This is a genomic window from Collinsella sp. AM16-21 (genome assembly GCF_003471905.1).
Classification (GTDB): domain Bacteria; phylum Actinomycetota; class Coriobacteriia; order Coriobacteriales; family Coriobacteriaceae; genus Collinsella.
Window position 1 is genome coordinate 92003 of the sequence record NZ_QRKJ01000009.1, and the last position, 20709, is coordinate 112711.

Annotated in this window: 16 protein-coding genes; 9 read left to right on the forward strand and 7 right to left on the reverse strand. The window is 59.7% G+C overall.

Annotation, left to right across the window (positions count from 1 at the left end; translation table 11 throughout):
• Nucleotides 1-6 precede the first annotated feature (6 nt).
• The 3 genes from DW180_RS06520 to DW180_RS06530 all read left to right on the forward strand — a co-directional run bounded on the left by DW180_RS06520 (nucleotide 7) and on the right by DW180_RS06530 (nucleotide 3649).
• Nucleotides 7-903, forward strand: coding sequence for a LysR family transcriptional regulator (locus tag DW180_RS06520; protein WP_117803760.1), 897 nt, complete (start codon nucleotides 7-9; stop codon nucleotides 901-903).
• Between the two features lie 155 nt (nucleotides 904-1058).
• Nucleotides 1059-2192: a 5-methyltetrahydropteroyltriglutamate--homocysteine S-methyltransferase gene (locus DW180_RS06525; RefSeq protein ID WP_233545206.1), complete on the forward strand. Its 1134-nt coding sequence runs from the start codon at nucleotides 1059-1061 to the stop codon at nucleotides 2190-2192.
• Nucleotides 2193-2314: 122 nt separating this feature from the next.
• Nucleotides 2315-3649, forward strand: a complete 1335-nt coding sequence (locus tag DW180_RS06530) for a uracil-xanthine permease family protein (protein ID WP_118238058.1) — start codon at nucleotides 2315-2317, stop codon at nucleotides 3647-3649.
• Between the two features lie 61 nt (nucleotides 3650-3710).
• Here DW180_RS06530 and DW180_RS06535 read toward each other — a convergent pair whose 3' ends face one another.
• The 4 genes from DW180_RS06535 to DW180_RS06550 all read right to left on the reverse strand — a co-directional run bounded on the left by DW180_RS06535 (nucleotide 3711) and on the right by DW180_RS06550 (nucleotide 9878).
• A complete protein-coding gene (locus tag DW180_RS06535; protein WP_158570956.1) occupies nucleotides 3711-4376 on the reverse strand; it encodes an alpha/beta hydrolase in 666 nt (221 codons plus the stop codon).
• A 212-nt stretch (nucleotides 4377-4588) separates the two neighbouring features.
• Nucleotides 4589-6301 carry a hypothetical protein gene (locus DW180_RS06540; protein ID WP_118238062.1) on the reverse strand — a complete coding sequence of 571 codons (1713 nt, stop codon included), beginning with the start codon at nucleotides 6299-6301 and terminating at the stop codon, nucleotides 4589-4591.
• Between the two features lie 271 nt (nucleotides 6302-6572).
• Nucleotides 6573-8357 (reverse strand): hypothetical protein, encoded by a 1785-nt coding sequence (locus tag DW180_RS06545; protein ID WP_118238064.1) that lies wholly within the window; start codon nucleotides 8355-8357, stop codon nucleotides 6573-6575.
• A gap of 207 nt (nucleotides 8358-8564) precedes the next feature.
• Nucleotides 8565-9878: an NCS2 family permease gene (locus DW180_RS06550; protein WP_118238066.1), complete on the reverse strand. Its 1314-nt coding sequence runs from the start codon at nucleotides 9876-9878 to the stop codon at nucleotides 8565-8567.
• Between the two features lie 193 nt (nucleotides 9879-10071).
• On the opposite strand from DW180_RS06550, the gene DW180_RS06555 reads away from it, so the two are divergent.
• Both DW180_RS06555 and bsh read left to right on the forward strand, forming a co-directional pair.
• On the forward strand, nucleotides 10072-10491 hold the full coding sequence (locus DW180_RS06555; RefSeq protein WP_055250721.1) for a peptide deformylase: 420 nt from the start codon (nucleotides 10072-10074) through the stop codon (nucleotides 10489-10491).
• 131 nt (nucleotides 10492-10622) lie between these two features.
• Nucleotides 10623-11588, forward strand: a complete 966-nt coding sequence (gene bsh / locus DW180_RS06560; RefSeq protein ID WP_118238068.1) for a choloylglycine hydrolase — start codon at nucleotides 10623-10625, stop codon at nucleotides 11586-11588.
• A gap of 79 nt (nucleotides 11589-11667) precedes the next feature.
• Here the strand turns inward: bsh and DW180_RS06565 are convergent, their stop codons facing one another.
• Both DW180_RS06565 and DW180_RS06570 read right to left on the reverse strand, forming a co-directional pair.
• Entirely contained in the window at nucleotides 11668-13917 is a 2250-nt protein-coding gene (locus DW180_RS06565; protein WP_118238070.1) for a KUP/HAK/KT family potassium transporter, read from the reverse strand.
• A 139-nt stretch (nucleotides 13918-14056) separates the two neighbouring features.
• Complete coding sequence (locus tag DW180_RS06570) at nucleotides 14057-14968, reverse strand: DMT family transporter (RefSeq protein ID WP_118238072.1); 912 nt, start codon at nucleotides 14966-14968, stop codon at nucleotides 14057-14059.
• A gap of 118 nt (nucleotides 14969-15086) precedes the next feature.
• On the opposite strand from DW180_RS06570, the gene DW180_RS06575 reads away from it, so the two are divergent.
• The gene (locus DW180_RS06575) at nucleotides 15087-15944 is read left to right on the forward strand and encodes a LysR family transcriptional regulator (protein WP_233545208.1); all 858 of its coding nucleotides are present in this window, start codon (nucleotides 15087-15089) and stop codon (nucleotides 15942-15944) included.
• A 162-nt stretch (nucleotides 15945-16106) separates the two neighbouring features.
• The gene (locus tag DW180_RS06580) at nucleotides 16107-17627 is read left to right on the forward strand and encodes an aminotransferase class I/II-fold pyridoxal phosphate-dependent enzyme (RefSeq protein WP_118238076.1); all 1521 of its coding nucleotides are present in this window, start codon (nucleotides 16107-16109) and stop codon (nucleotides 17625-17627) included.
• Between the two features lie 183 nt (nucleotides 17628-17810).
• Here DW180_RS06580 and DW180_RS06585 read toward each other — a convergent pair whose 3' ends face one another.
• Nucleotides 17811-18221 carry a peptide deformylase gene (locus tag DW180_RS06585; protein WP_118238078.1) on the reverse strand — a complete coding sequence of 137 codons (411 nt, stop codon included), beginning with the start codon at nucleotides 18219-18221 and terminating at the stop codon, nucleotides 17811-17813.
• Nucleotides 18222-18425: 204 nt separating this feature from the next.
• Here DW180_RS06585 and DW180_RS06590 point away from each other — a divergent pair, with 204 nt between their 5' ends.
• A complete protein-coding gene (locus tag DW180_RS06590; protein WP_118238080.1) occupies nucleotides 18426-19841 on the forward strand; it encodes an MFS transporter in 1416 nt (471 codons plus the stop codon).
• Between the two features lie 152 nt (nucleotides 19842-19993).
• Nucleotides 19994-20709, forward strand: a 716-nt coding sequence (locus tag DW180_RS06595; protein WP_118238082.1) for a hypothetical protein, incomplete at its 3' end; no start/stop codon positions are given.

Consider the following 20709-nt stretch of genomic DNA (forward strand, 5'->3'; position numbering starts at 1 on the left):
GGCGCTATGAAGCTTCAGCAGCTCAGGTATGTCGTCAAAGTTGCCGAATGCGGCAGCATTACCGAAGCCTCGCGCCGGCTCTTTGTGTCGCAGCCTTCGATTACCGCGTCGATCCGCGATCTCGAAAACGAGATGGGTGTGCACATCTTTGAGCGCACCAACAAGGGTGTCATTGTGTCCGAGGAGGGCGAGACCTTCTTGGGCTACGCACGCCAGGTGCTCGACCAGGCGGATCTGCTCGAAGGCAAGTACAAGGGCGCGTCCGAGCAGGTGCCGCACTTTAGTGTGAGCTGCCAGCATTATTCCTTTGCCGTCAACGCGTTTGTTGATGTGATCCGTGAGTTCGATGCCGCGCGCTACGACTTTACCCTGCGCGAGGAGCAAACCCACGAGATTATCGAGGACGTCGCGCACATGAAAAGCGAACTCGGTATCCTGTATCTGTCCGAGCATAATCGCGAGGTCATCGAGCGCATGCTGGCAGCCAACGAGCTCGTGTTCGAAGGGCTCTTCTGCGCCACGCCGCATGTCTTCGTCTGTGCCGACCATCCGCTGGCGGCCCGCTCCAGCGTGACGCTCGAGGACTTGGAAGACTACCCGTTCCTGTCCTACGAGCAGGGCAGTTACAACTCGTTTTACTATTCCGAGGAGCTGACCTCGACGTTTGAGCGCCGCAAGAATATCCGCGTGCGCGACCGTGCGACGCTGTTCAATTTGGCCATGGGCCTCAACGGCTACACGGTATGCTCGGGCGTGATCAGCCACGAGCTCAACGGCCCCGGCATTATCTCGATTCCGCTCGATGTGGATGAGTACATGGAGATCGGCATCATCACGCGCAAGAACACGACGCTTACGCGCTACGGTCAAGCCTATATCGACGCGATCCGTCAGCATATCTAGACTACTGCGTCCTGCACGGGTCAAATCTCTTTATGGCAGTCCCAACTGATATAGGAAGCATCTATATCAAACTGTTATAAACGTATATTTTACGATGGCTATATGAGCGCTCATACTCTGTCCCAGTAAAGCAACCAATGCAAAGGGAGATATCTATGAGCACTTCAATTCAACCGAACGCGCCGTTTCGCGCTGATATCGTCGGCAGCTTTCTTCGTCCGCAGGCCGTAAAGGATGCCCGCGCTGCCTATGCGGCAGGCACGCTTGATGCCGAGGGGCTTAAGGCCGTCGAGGATGAGGCTATTCGCGATCTGGTGGACAAGCAAAAGGCCGCTGGCCTGCAGGTGATTACCGATGGCGAGTTTCGCCGCAGTTACTGGCACCTCGACTTTATGTGGGGGCTCAACGGCATTGAACGCCGTACCTCGCGTACGGGCTATATGTTCCACGACGAGGAGACCACGGCTGACACCGCCGTGGTAACCGGCCCCATCAGCGGCGAGAACCATCCGTTCGTCGAGCACTTTAAATTTGTCAAGGCACTCGAGGGGGAGGGTCAGGTTGCGCGTCAGACCATTCCGGCGCCGATCCAGACGTTCTCGGAGGTTACGCTCGACCGCTGCGATGGCCAGCAGGAGAGCCTGCGCGCTGTCTATAAGACCGACGAGGAGCTCGCCGATGCCATCGCCGTAGCATACCGCACCGTGATTGCCGACCTGTATGCCGCGGGCTGTCGCAACATCCAGTTTGATGACTGCACCTGGGGTATCTACTGCGATACCGATTTTGTCGCCAAAACCGGCATGAGCCCGGTCGACCTGCAAAAGGTGAGCGAGCTGGGCGTGGCGCTCAACAACGCCGCCATCGAGGGCAAGCCCGACGACCTGGTCATTAACACGCACGTGTGCCGTGGTAACTACCACTCTACCTATGCCTTCGAGGGCGGCTATGACCCCATCGCACCGTACCTGTTTGCACATGAGGATGTCGACGCATTTTACCTGGAGTTCGATACGCCGCGCGCCGGCGGTTTTGAGCCGCTGAAGTATGTTGCCCCTGGCAAGAAGGTCGTGTTGGGCCTGGTGACCACCAAGGCCGCAGAGCTTGAGGACGGGGATGCCATCGTCGAGCGCATCCGCGAGGCGGCAAAGTACGTGCCGCTCGAGAACCTGTATCTGTCTCCGCAGTGTGGCTTTGCCAGCTGCGAGATCGGCAACAAGCTGACCGAGGACGAGCAGTGGGCAAAGATTGCGCTGGTTAGGCGCATTGCCGAGCGCGTTTGGAAATAGCGCTAGCGTTTGCAGGTGGCGGCGCGTGCGAGACGTGGCGTATCGCGTACAATGGTTCGGATCGTATCGTTCGGGCAGGTTATCCGCTATGCCCGAGCGCCCTTCCATTCGAAAGGACATCCATGTCCCAATCCTCGACGCCCGCCGTCAGCGATGCCATCTACGACGCATCGTCGCTCGGCCGCCCGCGCATGTTCCTGCTCGGTCTGCAGCATCTGTTTGCCATGTTTGGCGCCACGGTGTTGGTGCCTGTGCTCACCGGTCTCTCGGTTTCGGCAACGCTTTTGTTTGCAGGCTTGGGCACGCTGCTCTTTCACTTCCTGTCGCGCGGTAAGGTGCCGGCATTCTTAGGCTCATCGTTTGCCTTTATTGCCGGCTATGCCGCCATCGCGCCCAACGGCGAGGCCGAGCTTTTGCCCTACGCCTGCCTGGGCGTAGCCTGCGCCGGCTTGCTCTACCCGGTGCTGGCGGCACTCTTCCGCGCGTTTGGCGCCAAGCGCGTCATGCGCTTCTTCCCACCGGTGGTGACTGGCCCCATCGTCATTTCGATCGGTCTGATCCTGGCGAGCTCCGCTATTGCCAACTGCCAGACCAATTGGCTTGTTGCCGTTGTCGCCGTGGCTGTGATCGTCATCTGCAATATTTGGGGCCGCGGCATGGTCAAGATCGTGCCGATTTTGCTGGGCGTTGTGGTGAGCTATGCCGTTGCGACTGCGCTCGGCGAGGTTGATTTCTCGGGCGTTGCCGCCGCTCCGTGGGTCGGTCTGCCCATCGTGTGGGACAACACCGTGTTTGCGCTCTTTGGCCCGCAGTTCGATAGCGGTCTTGCCACGACGGCCATCATCACCATCATGCCGCTGGCTTTCGCGACCATGATCGAGCATATCGGTGATATTTCCGCTATTGGCTCCACCTGCGAGCGCAACTATATTGCCGATCCCGGTCTGCATCGCACGCTGCTCGGCGACGGCCTTGCCACGATTCTGGCTTCGCTCTTTGGCGCTCCGGCCAACACCACGTATGGCGAGAACACCGGCGTGCTTGCGCTTACGCGTGTGTTCGACCCGCGCGTGATTCGCATTGCCGCGTGCTGCGCCATCGTGCTTTCGTTCTGCCCCAAGTTCGCCGCGGTCATCGCCGCCATGCCGGCATGCGTTATCGGCGGCGTGTCGCTCGTGCTCTACGGCATGATCAGTGCCGTGGGCGTACGCAACCTCATCGAGAACCAGGTCGATTTCCAGAACAACCGCAACGTGCTGGTGGCCGCGCTGGTGCTTGTGCTCTCACTCGGCATTGCCTACAGCACCGCCGGCGCCATCGTGTTGGAGTTGGGCGGCGTGACGATTTCGCTTTCGGGTCTTGCCGTGGGATCGCTGGTGGGCATCGTGCTCAATGCCATTCTGCCCGGCAACGACTTTGAGTTTGACGTCTCCGAACTCGAGGAGGCTGCTGAGTAGCAGTTGCGTTCAGCTAAAACAAGATATGGTGCCCATGCGCATATGCGCGTGGGCACCATTTTTAATGCGTCAGTATCCAGTGGATGCCGCGGGCCATGCGCAAGTCGGTTTGGGCAAAGTGATTGCCGGGGTTGAGCTCCAGCGTTGTTGGAATGTAGCGCTCAATAAACAGCTCTTCCATCGCGCGCGTATCGTCGAGTACGTGCCGCATCATGCGGTTGGGCGTCTTGGTTTCCTTTTTGCCGAGTGACAGATAGACGGCTTGCGGGCTGCCGGCAAATGGCGCCGTGCTGGCGCGATCGACAAATTCGGGAAACCACAGGGACCCCGACGCGCTTGCGGCGCGGTCAAAGGCATCGGTTTGCCAGAGGGCCCAAAGCGAAAAGAGACCCGCCAGCGAGTAGCCAGCAACGCCGCGCCAGGTGGGCGGCCGAGAAAGCGACGGCTCGACCTGGGGGATTATCTGATTCAGCAGCTCATCGAGAAACCCGGACGCCTGCCCATCAAAGGGCTCGGAATCGCGTACAGTCCCGTCGCATGCCCAGGGACTCAGCTCGCGATTCCAGTCGAGGCCGCCAATGGCGATAAGGGTGAAGGGTGGGCAATCGAGCTCTCGGCAACACTCATACACCTCGCCGCCGTCGCCCACGACCACAGGAAGGTAGATGACAGGTGCGCTTTCCGTATGATTCGAATAAACGGTTATCTGCTTTTGATGCGCTTCCATGACGGGCTTCTCTCGGCGTTGTGACATTGGCAGCCCCAATTGTCGCACGTCAGCGTATACCAGTTGGGCAGCATCAAGAACATTCGCGCGCGCCGCGCGGACGCAAACGGAAAACGCCACCGCTGGAGGGGAGCTCGGCGGTGGCGTTGCTAAACGGCGTGCAGGCTGGCACTTCTGTGGGTGCCGTCCCGTGCGTTAAAGGCCAAAGGCGTCTACGAGCGCTTGCGGCTCAGCACGGCGCCTGTGACGATGGCGGCTGTTCCCGCAAAGGCGGCTGCCACGATGGCTGCGCTCGAGGCGTCGCCGGTTGCCGCGAGCACGCCGGTAGTCTTGGCTTTCGTGGTTGAAGCCGCAACGGCCTTGGTCGGCTTTGAGTCCTCAGGCTTGGGGTTCTGCTTGGACTCCGCGGGCTTGCTTTCTGCGGGCTTGGTCTCGTCGGGCTTGGGGTCTTCCGGCTTGGCTACCTCGGGAGGTGCGATGGTCGTGCTTTTGGCGACTGCTTTGATATAGAGGGAGTCGACCGTGGCGTCGCCCGTGCCGATGGCTTGGCCTGCCTCGTAGATGCCGTTACGGAGCTTGCGATAGTCAATGACCTTGCCGCCTTCGGGCGTCTGGATGGCGGCGTTCTCAATCTTGATGGTGCCGATTGTCTTGCCGTCAGCGCTCATGGCACGGGCAAAGATTGCCGCTGTATCTCCTTCGGCCGTTACCTTGCTGCGGATGATCGAGATGACTGCGGGTGTGACGCCCTCGCTGGTCTGGGCGATGATGCCGATGTTCTCGCCTTGGGGCTCGGGGCTCGTCTCGCCATCTTGGTTTTCGCTGTAGGGGGTGGGGCCGTCGCCGTTCTCGACATAGCGGGCTATGGCCTTGACAACGGAGTCGCTGATGTAGATGTGGCCACCCTTCCCGTTGGGTCGATTGTTTCTGGTGGAGAATGCAGCCGAAACCTCACCTTCCGCAAACGCGTCCACGGTGGAGCCGTTCTTGACGACGATGTCGTCCTGGTAGGTGAAGAGGGCGATGGCGCCACCGTATCTGCCTTTACCTGCACGGACCGTCACGTTTGCATGATCGAGGGTGATGCCCTTGTGGGCATAGACGCCATATTCAACACCGTTTACGTTGAGGGAGGCGTTTGTGGCTGCGAGGCTGCCCTTGGCCTCGACGGCAGCGTCTTTCTCGGAGCTTGCCTCGACCGTCCCGCCGCCCTTGATGGTGAGGTTCTTGCCGGTCCCAATACCCTTGTCCTCGGTAGCCCTGGCGGTGACGACTCCGCTGTCGTCAATCGTGATATTGCCGTTTGCCCTGATGCCATCCGATGCACCCGTGGCGTTGACGTTGCCCGAACCTTTGATAGCGAGATCACCCCCGGCATTGATGGCATCAAACCCAGTGCTCGTGGCGTTGACGGATCCGGCTCCGTCGATGTTGATATTACCCGTGGAGAGGATAGCGTCCTCAGTAGATGTCACGCTGAGCGTGCTGCCCGCGTCGCCTTGGATATTGAGCTCGGCATTCTCGTTAGTGCCATGAGAAGCCTTGATGCCTTCGATCCAGTCGGCAGTGACGATGTTGTTTCCCGAGTAATTCACGTTGAGCTTGCCTGCGGCCTGGATCTCGCCGCCGTTATAGTTGTTGAGCTTCAAGTCGTCGGCGCCGTCCCACGACCAGGTACCGGCCTCGTCGCTCGCCGCGGTGTTGTACTTGTTGCCGCCGACCTTGACCCATTCCGCTGCGAGCGAGACGCTCGGCATGAGCAGCGAGCTCACCGTGAGCGCGCACACGGCGCGCGCGACGATGCGGCGCGTCACGCGGCGCCAGCTGCCGTGCGCGAGTCCTATGCGACGGCGAACGTCGGGTTCGGCAACATGGGTTCCGGCGGTAGTGCCATTGCGTTTGGGGGTCGTGAACAAGGCTGCCATGGTTGCTCCCGTTCTCATAGGGCCTATACGACTAGATTCAGCGTATCTGCTGGATGTTGCCGGCGGTAGTGCCGTTTGGAGGGCAAAATGGCCAAAATGGGGGAGAAATAGGCCGCACGCCGGCGCAGGGACCGGCGCTAAAAGAAAAGCGCGGGGCCGCATGGCGACTCCGCGCTTTATTGTTCAGCTTTTGCAGCCTTGCCCTTACGCTACGAAGAAGTAGACGAGGAAGGCAAGGGCCGCGATCCACTCGTCCTGTGCGAAAAAGTGTTTACGAGCGCTTGCGGCTCACCACGGCGCCCGCGGCGATGGCGGCTGTTCCCGCAAGGGCGGCTGCCACGATGGCTGCGCTCGAGGCGTCGCCGGTTGCCGCGAGTTTGCCGGCGGTCTTGGCTCCCGTGGCTGCAACTGCAACGGTCTTGGTCGTCTTCGTGCCCTCGGACTTGGAACCCTCGGGCTTGGTCTCGCCTGGCTTCTCCTCGGGTTCGATCTCCTCGGGAGGCGCGATGACCGTGCTCTTGGCGACAGCGGCGTCATAGGGGGAGTCGATCGTGGCGTCGCCCGTGCCGATGGTTTGACCCGCTTCGTAGATGCCGCCGTTGCTGAGCCCTTCTTTGTTGCGATAGTCAATGACCTTGCCGCCTTCAGGCGTCAGGATGGTGGAGCCTTCGATTTCGATGGTGCCGATTGCCTTGCCGTCCGCGCTCATGGCAAGGGCGAAGATCGCCGCCGTGTCTCCCTCGGCCGTGAGCTTGCTGCGGACGATCGAGATACTCGCGGGCGTGATGCCCTCGTAGGTCTGGGCGAAGATACCGATGTTCAGACCCCTAGGCTCAGGGATGACCTCGCCGCTTTGGTCGTTGCTGTAGTGATCGGGGCCATCGCCACCGGTCTCGACATAGCGGGCTATAGCCTTAACAACGGAGTCGCTGATGTAGATGTGGCCGCCAGCGACGTTTGGCTGGTGGTTTCTGGTAGAGATTGCAACCGAGAATTTGCCTTCTGCGAACGCGTCCACGATGGAACCATTCTTGATGACGATGTCGTCCCCATCAGTGATGAGGGCGATGGCCTGGCCGCCGCTCGCGCTTGTGCGGACCGTCACGGTCGCATGATCGAGCGTAACGCCCTTGTAGGCATAGACACCATATTCAACACCGCTTGCGTCAAGGGAGGCGTTCGTGACCGCGAGACTACCCTCAGCGTCGACGGCAAGATCTCCCTGGGAGCTTGCCTTGACCTGGCTGCCGCCCGAGATGTCGATGTTGCCGTCAGCCCAAATCGCCGCTTCTTCTATCGAGCTTGCTTCTACCTTGCCACCGCCTTTGATGATCAGGTCACTGCCCGCGGCGACGCCGTAACCTTCGCCTCCTTTAGCGATCACTGTGCCAGAGGAATCGATGGTGGTCTTGCCCTTGGATTGGATGCCTTCGGTACCGCCCGTTGCATTCACGGTGCCCGAGCCCGTGATAGAGAGATCGCCCTTTGCCTCAATTCCGTCGGAAGCAGTGCTTGTGGTGTTCACAGTGCCTGGGCCAGAAATGGAGAGGTCGCCTGTTGATTTAATTGCATCGGCCTCGGCTGTCACATTGAGCTCATCCGTGCTATTCGAGCTCGTTATGTTCAACTCTGCTTTCTGGCTAGTGCCGTCCTGCGTCTTGATGGCGGCTCCGGTGTAATCAGGCTCGGTTTTCACGGTGTTCCTGCCCTCGTAGGCAATGTTGAGCTTGCCTGCAGCCTTGATCTCACCGCCGTTATAGTTGATGAGCTTCATGTCGTCGGCGCCGTCCCAGCTCCAGGTGCCGGCGCCGTCGCCCGCCGCAGTGCCGGCGTTGTACTGGGTGCCGCCAACATCAATCCACTCCGCCGCGAGCGAGACGCTCGGCATGAGCAGAGAGCTCACCGTAAGCGCGCATACGGCGCCTACAACGATGCGGCGTGTCACGCGGCGCCAGCTGCCGTGTGCGAGCAGCGTGCGACGGCGCACGTCGGGCTCGACAAAATGGGCTCCAGAGGTTTTGTCATTGCGCTTGGGGGTCGTGAACAGGGCGGCCATGGTTACTCCCATCCTCATAGGGCCTATGCGATTACGCCCAGCATATCTGCAGGATGTAGCCGGCGGTAGTGCCGTTTGGAGGGCAAAATGTCCAAAACTTGGGAAGCAATACATCGCGCGTCCGTGCGATGCCTGACTTGAAAAGAAAAGCACGGAGCCGCTCGATGCGACTCCGCGCTTTGGTGTTTGGTATTGTGAATCTTGCCCTTACGCTACAAAGAAGTAGACGAGGAAGGCGAGGGCTGCGATCCACATGAGCGGCTTGATCTTGGAGGCCTCGCCCTTAAAGAGCGCGACGACCACATAGGCGATAAAGCCCAGGCCAATGCCGGCAGAGATGGAGTAGGTGAAGGGCACGCCGGCGACAATCATGAACGCCGGGAAGCCCTGCGACACGTCGGACCAGTCGATCTCGGAGGCCTCGCTCATCATGAGGTAGCCGACATAGACCAGGGCACCGCAGGTGGCGGCGCTGGAAACGATGGAGACGACGGGGGAGAAGAACGCGGCGAGGATAAACAGCACGCCGGTCGTGACGGAGGTGAGGCCCGTGCGGCCACCGTCGGCGGCGCCAGAGGTGGACTCGACGAAGGTGGTGATGGAGGAGACGCCCATAAAGCCACCGGCAGCGGCGGCCACGGAGTCAACGACCAGGATGGGGCGGATGTCCTCGACATTGCCGTCCTCGGTCAGGAACTCGCCCTGCTTGGCGACGGCCATCGCGGTGCCCATGGTATCGAAGAAGTCACTCATGAGCAGCGAGAAGGCCACGACGAGCAGCATCGGGTCGGTCAGGACCTTTACGATGGCCATGTTGCCGTCGGCGGTGCTGGCAAACGGAGCGCCAAAGGTCGAGAAATCGAGCGGGGCGATGAGGCCCTCGGGGGCGTGGGTGACGCCCAGCGGGATGCCGGCGATAACGGCGACGATGATACCGATGAGCAGCGAGCCCGGCACGTTGCGGGAGGCCAGGGCAACCGTCACGACGATGGAGATGATGCCGACGATAAAGGTGGGGGAGGTGATGTCGCCCAGACCGACGAGTGTGCCGGCGCCAGCGGTGATAATGCCGGCGTCGCACAGGCCGATCATGGCGATGAACAGACCCAGGCCCACCGAGATAGCGTGGCGCAGAACCACGGGGATGGCGTCCATAATGGCCTCGCGCAGGCCGCAAAGGACGAGCAGCAAGATGACGACACCCTCGAGGAAGATGACGCTCATGGCCACGTGCCAGTCACCGCCGCACATGGTGGTGGTGATGCCCGCAATCATGGCGTTGATGCCCAGGCCCGACGCGCATGCGAGCGGACGGTTGGCGAAGATGCCCATGCAGATGGTCATGATGCCGGCGCCCAGGCAAGTGGCGCAGGCGAGCGCTCCCGCATCGATGCCGGCGCCCGAGAGCACTGCGGGGTTGACGGCGATGATGTAGGCCATCGCCAGGAATGTTGTCAGTCCAGCGCGAAGTTCGGTCCCGATTGTGGACTTGCGCTCACTGGCGTGAAAAAGTTCGTCCATGCATACCCTTTCCTTGTTCGGCCCCGAGTTTAGGCCGATTGACACGAACCCACCCACTATATCGCCTTTGTGAAGTTGGTGTTCCTCACATGTTGATGTTCGGCGGTTTGTAACGGACGGGCGGTATCTTTCGCATGAAATTGTGTAGGTACCGTATACTTAAGCGGTTACAACGACCCCTATGGAGGAACGTATGATTAAAGAGCTTTGCCACGACGAGGCTATCCTGTCCCAGCGTTGCGAGGTTGCGACCGTCGAGGACGAGTCGGTTGCTCAGGACCTGATCGATACCATCAAGTCGCTCGACGATGCCGGCTGCCTTGCCGCTAACCAGATTGGCGTTACCAAGAAGGTTTGCGTCTACCTGGACGACGCCGGCGAGCCCCACGTGCTCTACAACCCCCGTCTGGTGTTTGGCCTGGGTGCCAGCAAGATGGAGGAGAGCTGCCTGACGCACGAGGAGGTCACCAAGTCCACGCGCTATATCAAGTGCAAGGTTGCCTTTGACCAGATCGTCGACGGCAAGATGCGCGAGCGCAAGCAGGACTTTGTGGGCTTCGAGGCGCAGATGATCCAGCATATGATCGATCACTGTCTTGGCAAGCTTGTCTAGGGCGACCACAGCACCGCACTTCGTCGTTTTTGGTCCGGGCGTGACATTGTTGTCATGTCCGGGCTTTTGTGTTTAGCGCCTTTTTGTTTGGAGACAATGAAATTAGCAAGAACGTAAAGCTAGGAGGCGCTATGTGTACGAGCATTCGATTTACCGATAATTCCGGCCACATGTATCTGGGCCGCAACCTCGACTGGAGCTTTGACTACGGCCAACAGGTTCGCGTGATGCCGCGCGGGTTTCACATTCCGTATTCGTTTATCGACGATGCGTCGGCGGCACACGCGGTGATCGGTATGTGCATCGATTACAAGAACTATCCCATGTTTTTCGACTGCGGTAACGATGCAGGTCTGGCTGTGGCGGGACTCAACTTTCCCGGCTATGCCGAGTATGCCGAGGGTCCGGTTGACGGCAAGAACAATATCGCGGCCTACGAGTTTCCCCTGTGGGTGGCGGCGACGTTCTCGACGGTCGACGAGGCCGAGGCTGCACTGCGCGATACGGTGATTGTCGCCAAATCTGCCGGCGAGGGCCTGGGCGTGTCGCTGCTCCATTGGATTATCGGCGACAGCCAGCGCAGTATCGTGGTCGAGATGATGGCCGACGGCCTGCATGTATACGACGACCCGGTCGATACCCTTGCCAACCAGCCGACTTTCCCGTGGCATATGGAAAACCTGCGCACCTATATCACCGCCACCAGCGATTTTCCGCAGACGGCGACATGGCGTGGCGCCGAGCTCAAGCCCTATGGCGCGGGTGCCGGCATGCGCGGTATTCCGGGTGACTGCTATTCGCCGAGCCGTTTTGTAAAGGCGGCGTACCTCAATGCCAATTACCCGCAAAAGGAGAGCGAGACCGAAAACGTCGTCCGCATGTTCCGTTCACTCGAGGGCGTGGTGATGATTGAGGGAGCGTCCAGGATGGGCGATGGCAAGTTCGAGAAGACCATCTATACCGGATGCTTTAGCGCGCACACGGGCAATTATTACTACGCGATGTATGGGGATCCGTCGATTCGCTACGTGAGTCTGATGGATGCCGAGGGCGCGAGCCCCGATAGGCTCGTGGTTCCCGAGCCGCGTCGTTCGTAGCCGATAGCTTTACTGCAATGCAAAGCGGCCCTGCATCTCCTGTGAGGTGCAGGGCCGCTGTCGTCGATGCGCGACGTCGCTAGAAGTTGGCGTCGTTGAGTTGTTCGCTCTCGAGGCCGTCGAGCTGTTGCTGTTCGGGCGTATCGGCGACGCTCTCGAGCAACTCGGTGGGGTCGACGTTCATGTTCCTGCCGGCTTCGTTGCCGTTGACCAGGTCGTCCGAGAAGATGTCGACTTCCATTTCCTCGGCTTCCTCGATCTGGATCTCGAGCGGCACATGGGTGCGTACGAGTTTGACCGCCGGGCGCATGCGGGCAAAGAGGGGCACGTACTCGATGATGATGGCCGAGTTCTCAAGACCGTACCAACGTGCCGGGCTTCCGCAGGCGCGACGGACGGCGTACTTGATGGCCATCACGCGGCGGTCGTTGCGGTTGATGTCTGTTTCGGGGGCAAGCATCTTGCGCAGCATGCAAAAACGGAAGTCGCCCACGTTGCCGCGTGTTTCGTAGATGGAATAGGTGTGGTGCTGCGGCGGTAGCTCGCCCGATGCCATCAGGTCGCCAACAATCTGGCGCAGGTAGGCGTTGATGCGCTGGTTGACCTTAAAGCCCAGGTCCAGGCGCACGCGGAACAAAAAGTCCGTGCCAAAGGTCTCGACGGAATACTCGTGCGTATAGGGCTCATCGGTAACGTGTACGTTGATGAACCAATATGCCTTGGCGCGCTTGGGATGCTTATCCAAGATGGAGTAGAGCACGTCGCGGTCGAGCGTGAGCGGGTCGGGGCTGTTGGTGAGGAACACCAGGTTGTCGGCGAGCACGGGGTAGGTCTCGTCGTTGCGCAGACGGTTGAGCTGATCGATGTACTTGGAGACGGGCAGCAGGATCGTCTGCGTGCGCTCGATGGCGGTGCCGCGACGCCACACATACATAAGGCCGAACAGCAGTGCCGCCAGGAAGATCATGACGTAGCCGCCGTCAAAGAACATGGTGAGGCACGAGGCGAAGAAGCATAGTTCAATGACACCAAAGAGCAGAGCGAAGACGCAGGCACCCAGCTTGTGCTTGAGGATGCCGGCGATGTAGCTCGTCAAAAGCGTCGTGGTCATGAGCATGGTCACGGTAATGGCGAGGCCGTAGGCGCTCTCCATGCGCTCGGAGTTTTGGAACAGCAGCACGATGAAGATGCAGCCGACCCACATGATGTTGTTGACGAGCGGAATATAGAGCTGGCCCTTGGTGTCGCTGGGGTAGTGGATGCGCAGGTGCGGCATAAGGTTGAGACGGGTTGCCTCGGATACCAGCGAGAACGAGCCGGTGATGAGCGCCTGCGAGGCGATGATGGCCGCTACGGCCGAAAGCACGATGGCAAAGGGGCGCAGGGGCTCGGGAAGCATCATATAGAACGGGTTGACGATATCCATCGCGAGCATCTGGGGATTGGAATTGTTGGCGAGCAGCCAAGCTCCCTGGCCCAGATAGTTAAGGATGAGGGCCGCCTTTACGAACGGCCAGGATGCGTAGATGTTGGCCTTGCCCACATGACCCATGTCCGAGTAGAGCGCCTCGGCGCCGGTCGTCGACAGGAAGACGAAGCCGAGCACCATGATGCCCGAGTGGTTGATGGGCGAGAACAGGAACATGATGCCGCGGATGGGGTTGAGCGCACGTAGGATGGACGGGTTGCCGAGCATGTTGAACAGGCCGGCGCCTGCCAAGAACAGGAACCATAGTGTCATGAGCGGGCCGAAGAGCTTGCCGATTGACGAGGTGCCGGCGCGCTGCATGGCAAATAGGCCGCAGATAATGATGATGGTAATGATGATGACGTTGGTCTGGCCGTCGCCCAGCAGTGCATGGCCCCACTCGATAGTGCGCAGGCCCTCAATGGCTGTGGTGACCGTGACCGCGGGGGTGAGGATGCCGTCGGCGAGTAGTGCCGCACCGCCGATCATGGCGGGAAGAATCAGCCATGGTGCCACCTTGCGTACGAGGCTGAACAGGGCGAAGATGCCGCCTTCGTTGTGGTTATCGGCCTTCATGGCGATCAGCACGTACTTGACCGTGGTCACGAGCGTCATGGTCCAGATGACGAGCGAAAGCGCGCCTAAGATCATGTCCTCGCTGACGGTACCGATGCCGCCGTTGTTGGCGACAATTGATTTCATGGTGTACATGGGGCTCGTGCCGATGTCTCCGTAGACGACGCCGAGCGTTACGAGCAGCATGCCAGCGGAAAGGGGGATGGCTCCATGCCCGCCCTGCCCGTGCTGGCCTTGGAGGCTTGCCTCCAGTTTGTTGTGTGCCACGTGGACTCCCTTAGACATCTGGCCTCTGCAAAGAGCAGTGGACCTTTATGCCATCTTTATACATATAAGAGCAGTTTGGCACATCGGGGTGTTTTAGACAATAATCCCCATCTGGGGATTATTCATGTACGCGGGTAGCATTTCAAAACAGGAGCTTTTAAGCGCGTACTGTCTGGGCGATACCGGCCTTGGCGCTTGCGCGCTTGCCAGCGAGTTCGCAAAAAATCGCGCCGCCGATGATAAGCGCGGCGCCCATCAGACGGACCGGCGTTATGGCTTCGCCCAAAAGGGCAACGGAGAACACGACCGCCGAAAGAGGCTCGAGATAGCCGACGACCGCGACGGTCTGGACGGGCAGCTTGGCGACAGCACTAAAGTAGAGCAGGCAACCGATGCCGGTGTTGACAATGCCGAGCATGGCGACGGCGCGCCAATCAATACCAGCGGCGACGCCGGCGGACAGGAATGAGGGGGCACCCTGCGTGATGAGCGTGAGGACCAGCGCGGTCACAAAGGCGGCGCTCACCTGGAGCGTGGAGTTTTCGAGGCCTTCGATGTGTGGCGCACCCTTGCTAGCGATGACCATCAGCGCATAGCAGAAGGCCGAGGCGATTCCGCAGGCGATACCAGCAATGGGCATATTGCCGCCTAGACCTTGCGCTGCAATGAGAAAAGCACCGCAAGCAACGGCGATGAAGCCAGCGATTTTGCCGCCGGTCAGCTTTTCGTCAAAGATGAGCGGGGAGAGTGCCATGACAATGATGGGGCCGCAGTAGTACAGCAGCGAGGATACGCCGACGCCGATCGTCTGGTAGGCGCGGAACAGAAAAATCCAGCTGGCGCCCAGCGCTGCTCCCGAGAGGATCAGGGCCGCGGCTTCGCGGGGACGAGAAAGCGCATGCAGCTTATGGCGTTGGGTGATGGCGAGGATGATGACAAGTGAGAGGGCTCCCAGAAAGGTGCGCAGCAGCACGATATCGGAGCTCGGCAGCGCGATGGCAGCGGCGATGATGCCGTTGGAGCCAAACAACAACAGTGCTGCTAAATATGTAATCAGTCCGTTGCTCATGCGCAGCCGCCCCTTTCATATCCCTGCATGTTCACTATGGGTGAGGTTGCTTTAGAAGAAAAGCGAATATAATGCATGGTTAACATGACAAAACATCATGCAAGGATGGAGGCGCGCCGTGGAAACAAATATCCAAAAGATGCAGGTGCTGCTCGAGACGGTGCGCGCCGGAAGTTTTACGCGCGCCGCCGAGCACTTGAGGTATTCGCAATCGGGCGTGAGCCGCATGGTGGGCGACCTTGAGGCAGGCTGGGGTTTTAAGGTGCTTGATCGCGGCCGCGAGGGCGTGGTGCTTTCTGCCGACGGGCGGCAGGTCATGCCGGCAGTCGAGGCGTTATGCGAAGAGTTTGGCCGCCTGCAGCGACGCGTGGACGAGATGCGGGGGCTCATGCGTGGCAAGATCTGTATCGGTACATTCTCGAGTGTGGCGACCCATGTACTGCCGCCGGTGATCGCGCGGTTTCGCGCTGATCACCCGGATGTCGATTACGAGCTGCTGATGGGTGATTACTCCGAGATTGAGCAATGGGTGGCGGAAGGCCGCTGCGACCTGGGCTTTATTCCGCGCGAGCCACGCGGCGCCGGCATGGCGTCGCGGCCGTTGGTGCAAGACGAGCTGATGGCCGTGGTGCCAGCGGACTCCTCGCTTGCCACCGCGGAGGTCGTTTCCCTTGCCGATTTGGCCAACGAGCAGTTTATTCTTCTGGAACGCGGTAGCGACGACGAGATTACGCCGCTGTTTCGCCGCGCGGGTCTGGCGGTGCGTTCTAAGCTATCGACCTGGGATGATTATGCGATTATGGCCATGGTCGAGGACGGTCTGGGCGTGAGTATTCTTCCGGCGCTCATCTTGCGCCGCTGTCAGTTCGATGTCGCCGTGCGTCCGCTCGAGGGACATCCCCATCGGCAGATCAACGCGATATATCGCACGGCTGACGTTTCGCTTGCCGCCGCTCGATTCCTTGAATATCTCTAAACGCGTGCGCGTCATTGTCCGCCTTGGACAAATCTCGGAGTTCGGTACGTTTTCTTGTGAAATTGAACTTCCGAATAAGGTACGGCGCTATACTGCTGCCTAAATTGAACTTAGGTTCAATTCGTGTTCTATAAATTGAACTTTGCCAGCAAGGAGGTTCTAATGGCCCAAGAGACGTTTAGCGATCGCCTGCGACAGACCATGTCCGATCGCGACGTTCGCCAGTCGGACGTAATCCGCGCATCGGAGATGCTCGGAAAAAAACTCGGCAAGAGTCAGATGAGCCAATATGTGAGCGGCAAGACGATCCCGCGGCGCGATGTGGCAGAGCTGCTCGCTCGTATTTTGGAGGTCGATGTTTCCTGGCTGCTCGCCGGTGACGCCGATCAAGGCGAGGAATCATCGCCTCGCAACGTACCCAAGCCCGAACCCCATCCCTCAGCTCAAATTCCAAGGAGCACCACCATGCGTACTTTTTCAAAATCCACCAAGCTCGATAACGTCCTGTATGACGTGCGCGGCCCCGTCGTCGACGAGGCCGCCCGTATGGAGGACGAGGGCGAGCGTATTCTCAAGCTCAACATCGGTAATCCGGCGCCCTTTGGCTTCCGCACGCCCGATGAGGTCATTAAGGACATGCGCCAGCAGCTGCCCGACTGCGAAGGCTATTCCAACTCGCGCGGCCTGTTCTCTGCGCGCAAGGCAATCATGCAGTACTCGCAGATCAAGGGCCTGCCCAATGTTCAGATGGAGCACATCTACACGGGCAACGGCGTGTCCGAACTCATTCAGCTTTCGATGAACGCGCTGCTCGACAATGGCGACGAGATTCTGATCCCCAGCCCCGACTATCCGCTCTGGACGGCGTGCGCAACCCTTGCCGGCGGTCATCCCGTTCACTATCTGTGTGATGAGCAAGCGGATTGGTATCCCGACCTGGAGGATATGGAGTCCAAGATCACGAGCGCGACCAAGGCCCTCGTCATCATCAACCCCAACAACCCCACGGGTTCGGTCTATCCGCGCGAGGTACTCGAGGGCATCGTTGAGATCGCGCGCAGGCACCAGCTCATGATTTTTGCCGATGAGATCTACGACCGCCTGTGCATGGACGGCTACGAGCACGTCTCGATTGCCTCGCTCGCTCCCGACCTGCCCTGCGTCACCTTTAGCGGCCTTTCCAAGTCGCACATGATCGCGGGCTATCGTATTGGCTGGATGGTGCTTTCGGGTAACCAGCGCTGCATGAGCGACTTTATTATGGGCATCAACATGCTCTCGAACATGCGCCTGTGCTCCAACGTGCCGGCTCAGTCAATCGTCCAGACGGCGCTCGGCGGCCATCAGTCTGTTAACAACTACATCCGCCCCGGCGGTCGTGTCTACGAGCAGCGCAACTTTGTGTATGAGGCACTCAACAAGATCGACGGCATCTCGGTGGTCAAGCCGCGTGCGGCGTTCTATATCTTCCCCAAGATGGATGTTAAAAAGTTCAACATCACCGATGACGAGCAGTTCGCTCTTGACCTGCTGCACGAGAAGAAGATCCTGATCACGCGCGGCGGCGGCTTCAACTGGGCTGAGCCTGACCACTTCCGCATCGTGTACCTGCCGCGCATGGAAGTGCTCAAAGAGTCGCTCGAAGACCTCGCCGACTTCTTCGATCACTACCGCCAGAGCTAATTAGTTCCGCCGTTCTACCGAACGGCGGACCACTTGACGCTGCGCGAGCCGCATTCACGCCAATCTGACGTTCAATTTCGAGGGCGCGACCAGAAGGTCAGCGCCCTCTCATTTCACGTCACCTTGGCGCAAATGCGGCTCGCTCGCTGTCGTGTGCTCAACCTGCATCGTTACCCTGGCTGTCTAAATAACAATCCCGTTGCAGTGGTCGATTTCGTGTTGGATGATCTCGGCGGTGTAGCCCGAGAAGTTTTTGATGCGGTGGACGAAGTTCTCGTCCAAATACTTCACCTTAATGCGGCGATAGCGGGTGCAGGGACGCTCGTCGATCAGCGAGAGGCAGCCTTCGCTCGTCTGATAGGCATTGACCTGCTCAAGAATTTGAGGGCTGTACATCAGGAGCGCCCTGTTGCCGTCCTTTACGCAGATGATGCGTTTGCGCACGCCGATCATGTTGGCGGCGAGGCCCACGCACTCGTGCTCATGCTCGTGGAGCGTATCCAGAAGATCCTGTCCGGTCGCGGCATCTTCTGGGCCGGCGTCTTCGGAAGGCAGGCGCAAAAAGAACTCGGATTTCATGATGGGCTTAATCATGGCGGGCTCCTCATGTCTCATGCTTTCGTGGACTTTCAATAATAGCGCGGAAGGAAAGCTGCGCGTTCGCGTTACAATCTTTCGACGTTGGACCATGTTGCCAGACTCGTCGCGTGCGGCGTCTGGCGTAAGTCTAGGGCTCATCCTTGCCCTGGACTGTTCCTCTGGGGCGATACGACTGTCGTTCCAAGAGGAAGGAAATGCATGGGGAGCAAATCTCAGCAACAAGTTCAAGTAGCGCCATCGGCCACTTCGGCGTTTCTCGCCGTAATGTATATCGCGGCCTTTGTTGCCGCGTTTAACGAGAACATCATTAACGTGGCGTTGCACGACATCATGGCGGCCTTTTCGGTGAGTGCCATCACGGCGCAGTGGCTTGTTTCGGGCTACATGATCGTGACGTCGATCTTTACGGCCATCATGGCCTTTCTTTCCGGTCGCTTCTCGACGCGCAAGCTGCTGTTTTTCGCATGTGGATGCCTGGTCGCCGGAGAAGTCCTGTGCCTGGTCGCCCCAACGTTTACCGTCTTGCTGCCAAGTCGCATTTTGCAGGCTGCGGGATCGGGCATCTTGTTTCCGCTCATGATGAATGTGGTGCTATCTTGCGCTCCGCGCGAGAAGCTCGGTCTGTATCTGAGTCTGGGCGGTGCCTGCATTACGCTGGGGCCGGCGTTTGGACCTGTGGTCAGTGGTCTTATGTGCACGTTGTTTGGCTGGAGGGCGGTGTTCGTAGTGCCGCTGGTGGGCGGTGTCGTGGTCGCCGCGGCGGCAGCAAAGCTCGTTCGAAATGTTGGAGAGCGCTCGAACACTACGCTTGATATTCTGTCGGTTGCTTTGCTTGCGGCCGGCATTACGGCGTTTGTGTATTCCGTAGGCGAGTTCTCGACCAATGTGATGACCGGTATCGTGACGCTTTTCGCCGCTGTGGTGCTGCTTGGCCTGTTTGCGGTCCGCCAGCTCAAGCTCGGACATCCGGTGCTCAACGTGCGCCCCATGGCAAGCGTTCGTTTTTGGCCTGCGTGCCTGCTTGTGGTGGTGTCGATGATGACGACGTTCTCGATGAGCGTTTTGCTGCCGCTCTATTTTGAGGGCGCATACGGCATGACCGCTCTTGTTGCGGGCTTGCTCATTTTGCCGGCGATTGCCTGCAACGCCGTAACCTCGATTGTGGGCGGACGCGTGATGGACGCCCGTGGCGCATGGCCGCTGCTGCCGGTCGGCTTTGCCCTGATTGCTGTGGGGCAGACTGCCATTTCGATGACAGCGGCAAGCATGAACATCGGCGTCGTCGTGGCACTGACCATTGTGGTGTATGCTGGCGTCGGTTTGGTGCTGAACCCCTCACAGACGGCCGGCTTGGAGACGCTGCCCGCCGCCGAGCATCCTCACGGAACGGCATTGCTCAACACGTGGAACATGATTGCCGCGTCGTTTGGTCCATCGCTGTTTATCGGTCTGCTTTCGAGTTCTGCGGCGGTTGCCGGCGCCACTGGCGTTGCGGCAGACGTTGCCCAGGCGATCGGATTTGCGGCTGCCGTGCGCGTGGCGGCCGTGATTGCCGTGGCTGGGTTCGCGGTGTCGCTGGTGTACGCCCGCCGCGAGTCGCACATGTCGCATTAATGTGTGCACATAGATTCTGCAGCTAGATTGGATGGCGACACCATAAACTAATGGACGTTTTGCCGAGAGGCATGAATGTTTAAAGCGCAAAGAGTGCGCGACGGGCCCCGCGAATGGGGCGATGATGCCCGAGAGGGCCAAGAAGGAGTCTCATGTCTGAGAACGAAGAGATCATGAACGAGACCGAGAACGAGACCATGGCTGCCGAGGTTGAGGCAGTCGAGACCGTGGAGACCGAAGCTGCCGAGGTTGAGGCTGCTGACGAGGTTTCCGCCGAGGAGGAGGCCGAGGTTGTCGAGGCCGCCGTTGATTACGATGACGAAGAGCTGATGGACAAGATGCAGAAGGCCGCCCGTCTGCTGCGTAGCCGTCGCTTTGCTATTTCCAAGGAGGAGGAGGCCAAGGCCGAGCGCATGGCGAACATCGAGCGCGCCATCAAGCTTCTTGACCTCAAGCCCAAGATGGAGCAGAAGGAAATGTCCGACCTGCTCGGCATGCGCCTCCGCGAGCTCGATGGTCTGATGGCCGAGGCCGAGGCTGCCGATCTGGTCGGCCGCATCGACGACGCCGAGGGCGATATGCGCAAGATCGTCGTCTTCGCTGCCGAGGATGCCGCTGAGGGCCTGGTCGAGCTTGCCAACAAGAAGGAGAAGCTCCTGCCCGAGCTTTCTTACGAGGAGGCCACCGAGCTGATGGCCGCTCTCGATAAGGTTATTGCTCCGCTCGTCGCCATGGGCCTGGACGAGGACCGCGGTCCTCGCGGCGGCCGTGACGATCGCGGCGGCCGTGGCGGCGACCGTGGCGGTCGCGGCGGCTTTGGCGATCGCGGCGGCCGTGGTGGCGACCGTGGCGGTCGCGGTGGCGATCG

Excerpts from the sequence above, each read along its gene's own strand:
- DW180_RS06520 (WP_117803760.1), top strand. The coding sequence starts at position 7 with ATGAAGCTTCAGCAGCTCAGGTATGTCGTCAAAGTTGCCGAATGCGGC.
- bsh (WP_118238068.1), top strand. The coding sequence starts at position 10,623 with ATGTGTACGAGCATTCGATTTACCGATAATTCCGGCCACATGTATCTG.
- DW180_RS06580 (WP_118238076.1), top strand. The coding sequence starts at position 16,107 with ATGGCCCAAGAGACGTTTAGCGATCGCCTGCGACAGACCATGTCCGAT.
- DW180_RS06535 (WP_158570956.1), bottom strand. The coding sequence starts at position 4,376 with ATGGAAGCGCATCAAAAGCAGATAACCGTTTATTCGAATCATACGGAA.
- DW180_RS06570 (WP_118238072.1), bottom strand. The coding sequence starts at position 14,968 with ATGAGCAACGGACTGATTACATATTTAGCAGCACTGTTGTTGTTTGGC.
- DW180_RS06550 (WP_118238066.1), bottom strand. The coding sequence starts at position 9,878 with ATGGACGAACTTTTTCACGCCAGTGAGCGCAAGTCCACAATCGGGACC.
- DW180_RS06530 (WP_118238058.1), top strand. The coding sequence starts at position 2,315 with ATGTCCCAATCCTCGACGCCCGCCGTCAGCGATGCCATCTACGACGCA.
- DW180_RS06540 (WP_118238062.1), bottom strand. The coding sequence starts at position 6,301 with ATGGCAGCCTTGTTCACGACCCCCAAACGCAATGGCACTACCGCCGGA.
- DW180_RS06585 (WP_118238078.1), bottom strand. The coding sequence starts at position 18,221 with ATGATTAAGCCCATCATGAAATCCGAGTTCTTTTTGCGCCTGCCTTCC.
- DW180_RS06525 (WP_233545206.1), top strand. The coding sequence starts at position 1,059 with ATGAGCACTTCAATTCAACCGAACGCGCCGTTTCGCGCTGATATCGTC.
- DW180_RS06555 (WP_055250721.1), top strand. The coding sequence starts at position 10,072 with ATGATTAAAGAGCTTTGCCACGACGAGGCTATCCTGTCCCAGCGTTGC.
- DW180_RS06545 (WP_118238064.1), bottom strand. The coding sequence starts at position 8,357 with ATGGCCGCCCTGTTCACGACCCCCAAGCGCAATGACAAAACCTCTGGA.
- DW180_RS06565 (WP_118238070.1), bottom strand. The coding sequence starts at position 13,917 with ATGTCTAAGGGAGTCCACGTGGCACACAACAAACTGGAGGCAAGCCTC.
- DW180_RS06590 (WP_118238080.1), top strand. The coding sequence starts at position 18,426 with ATGGGGAGCAAATCTCAGCAACAAGTTCAAGTAGCGCCATCGGCCACT.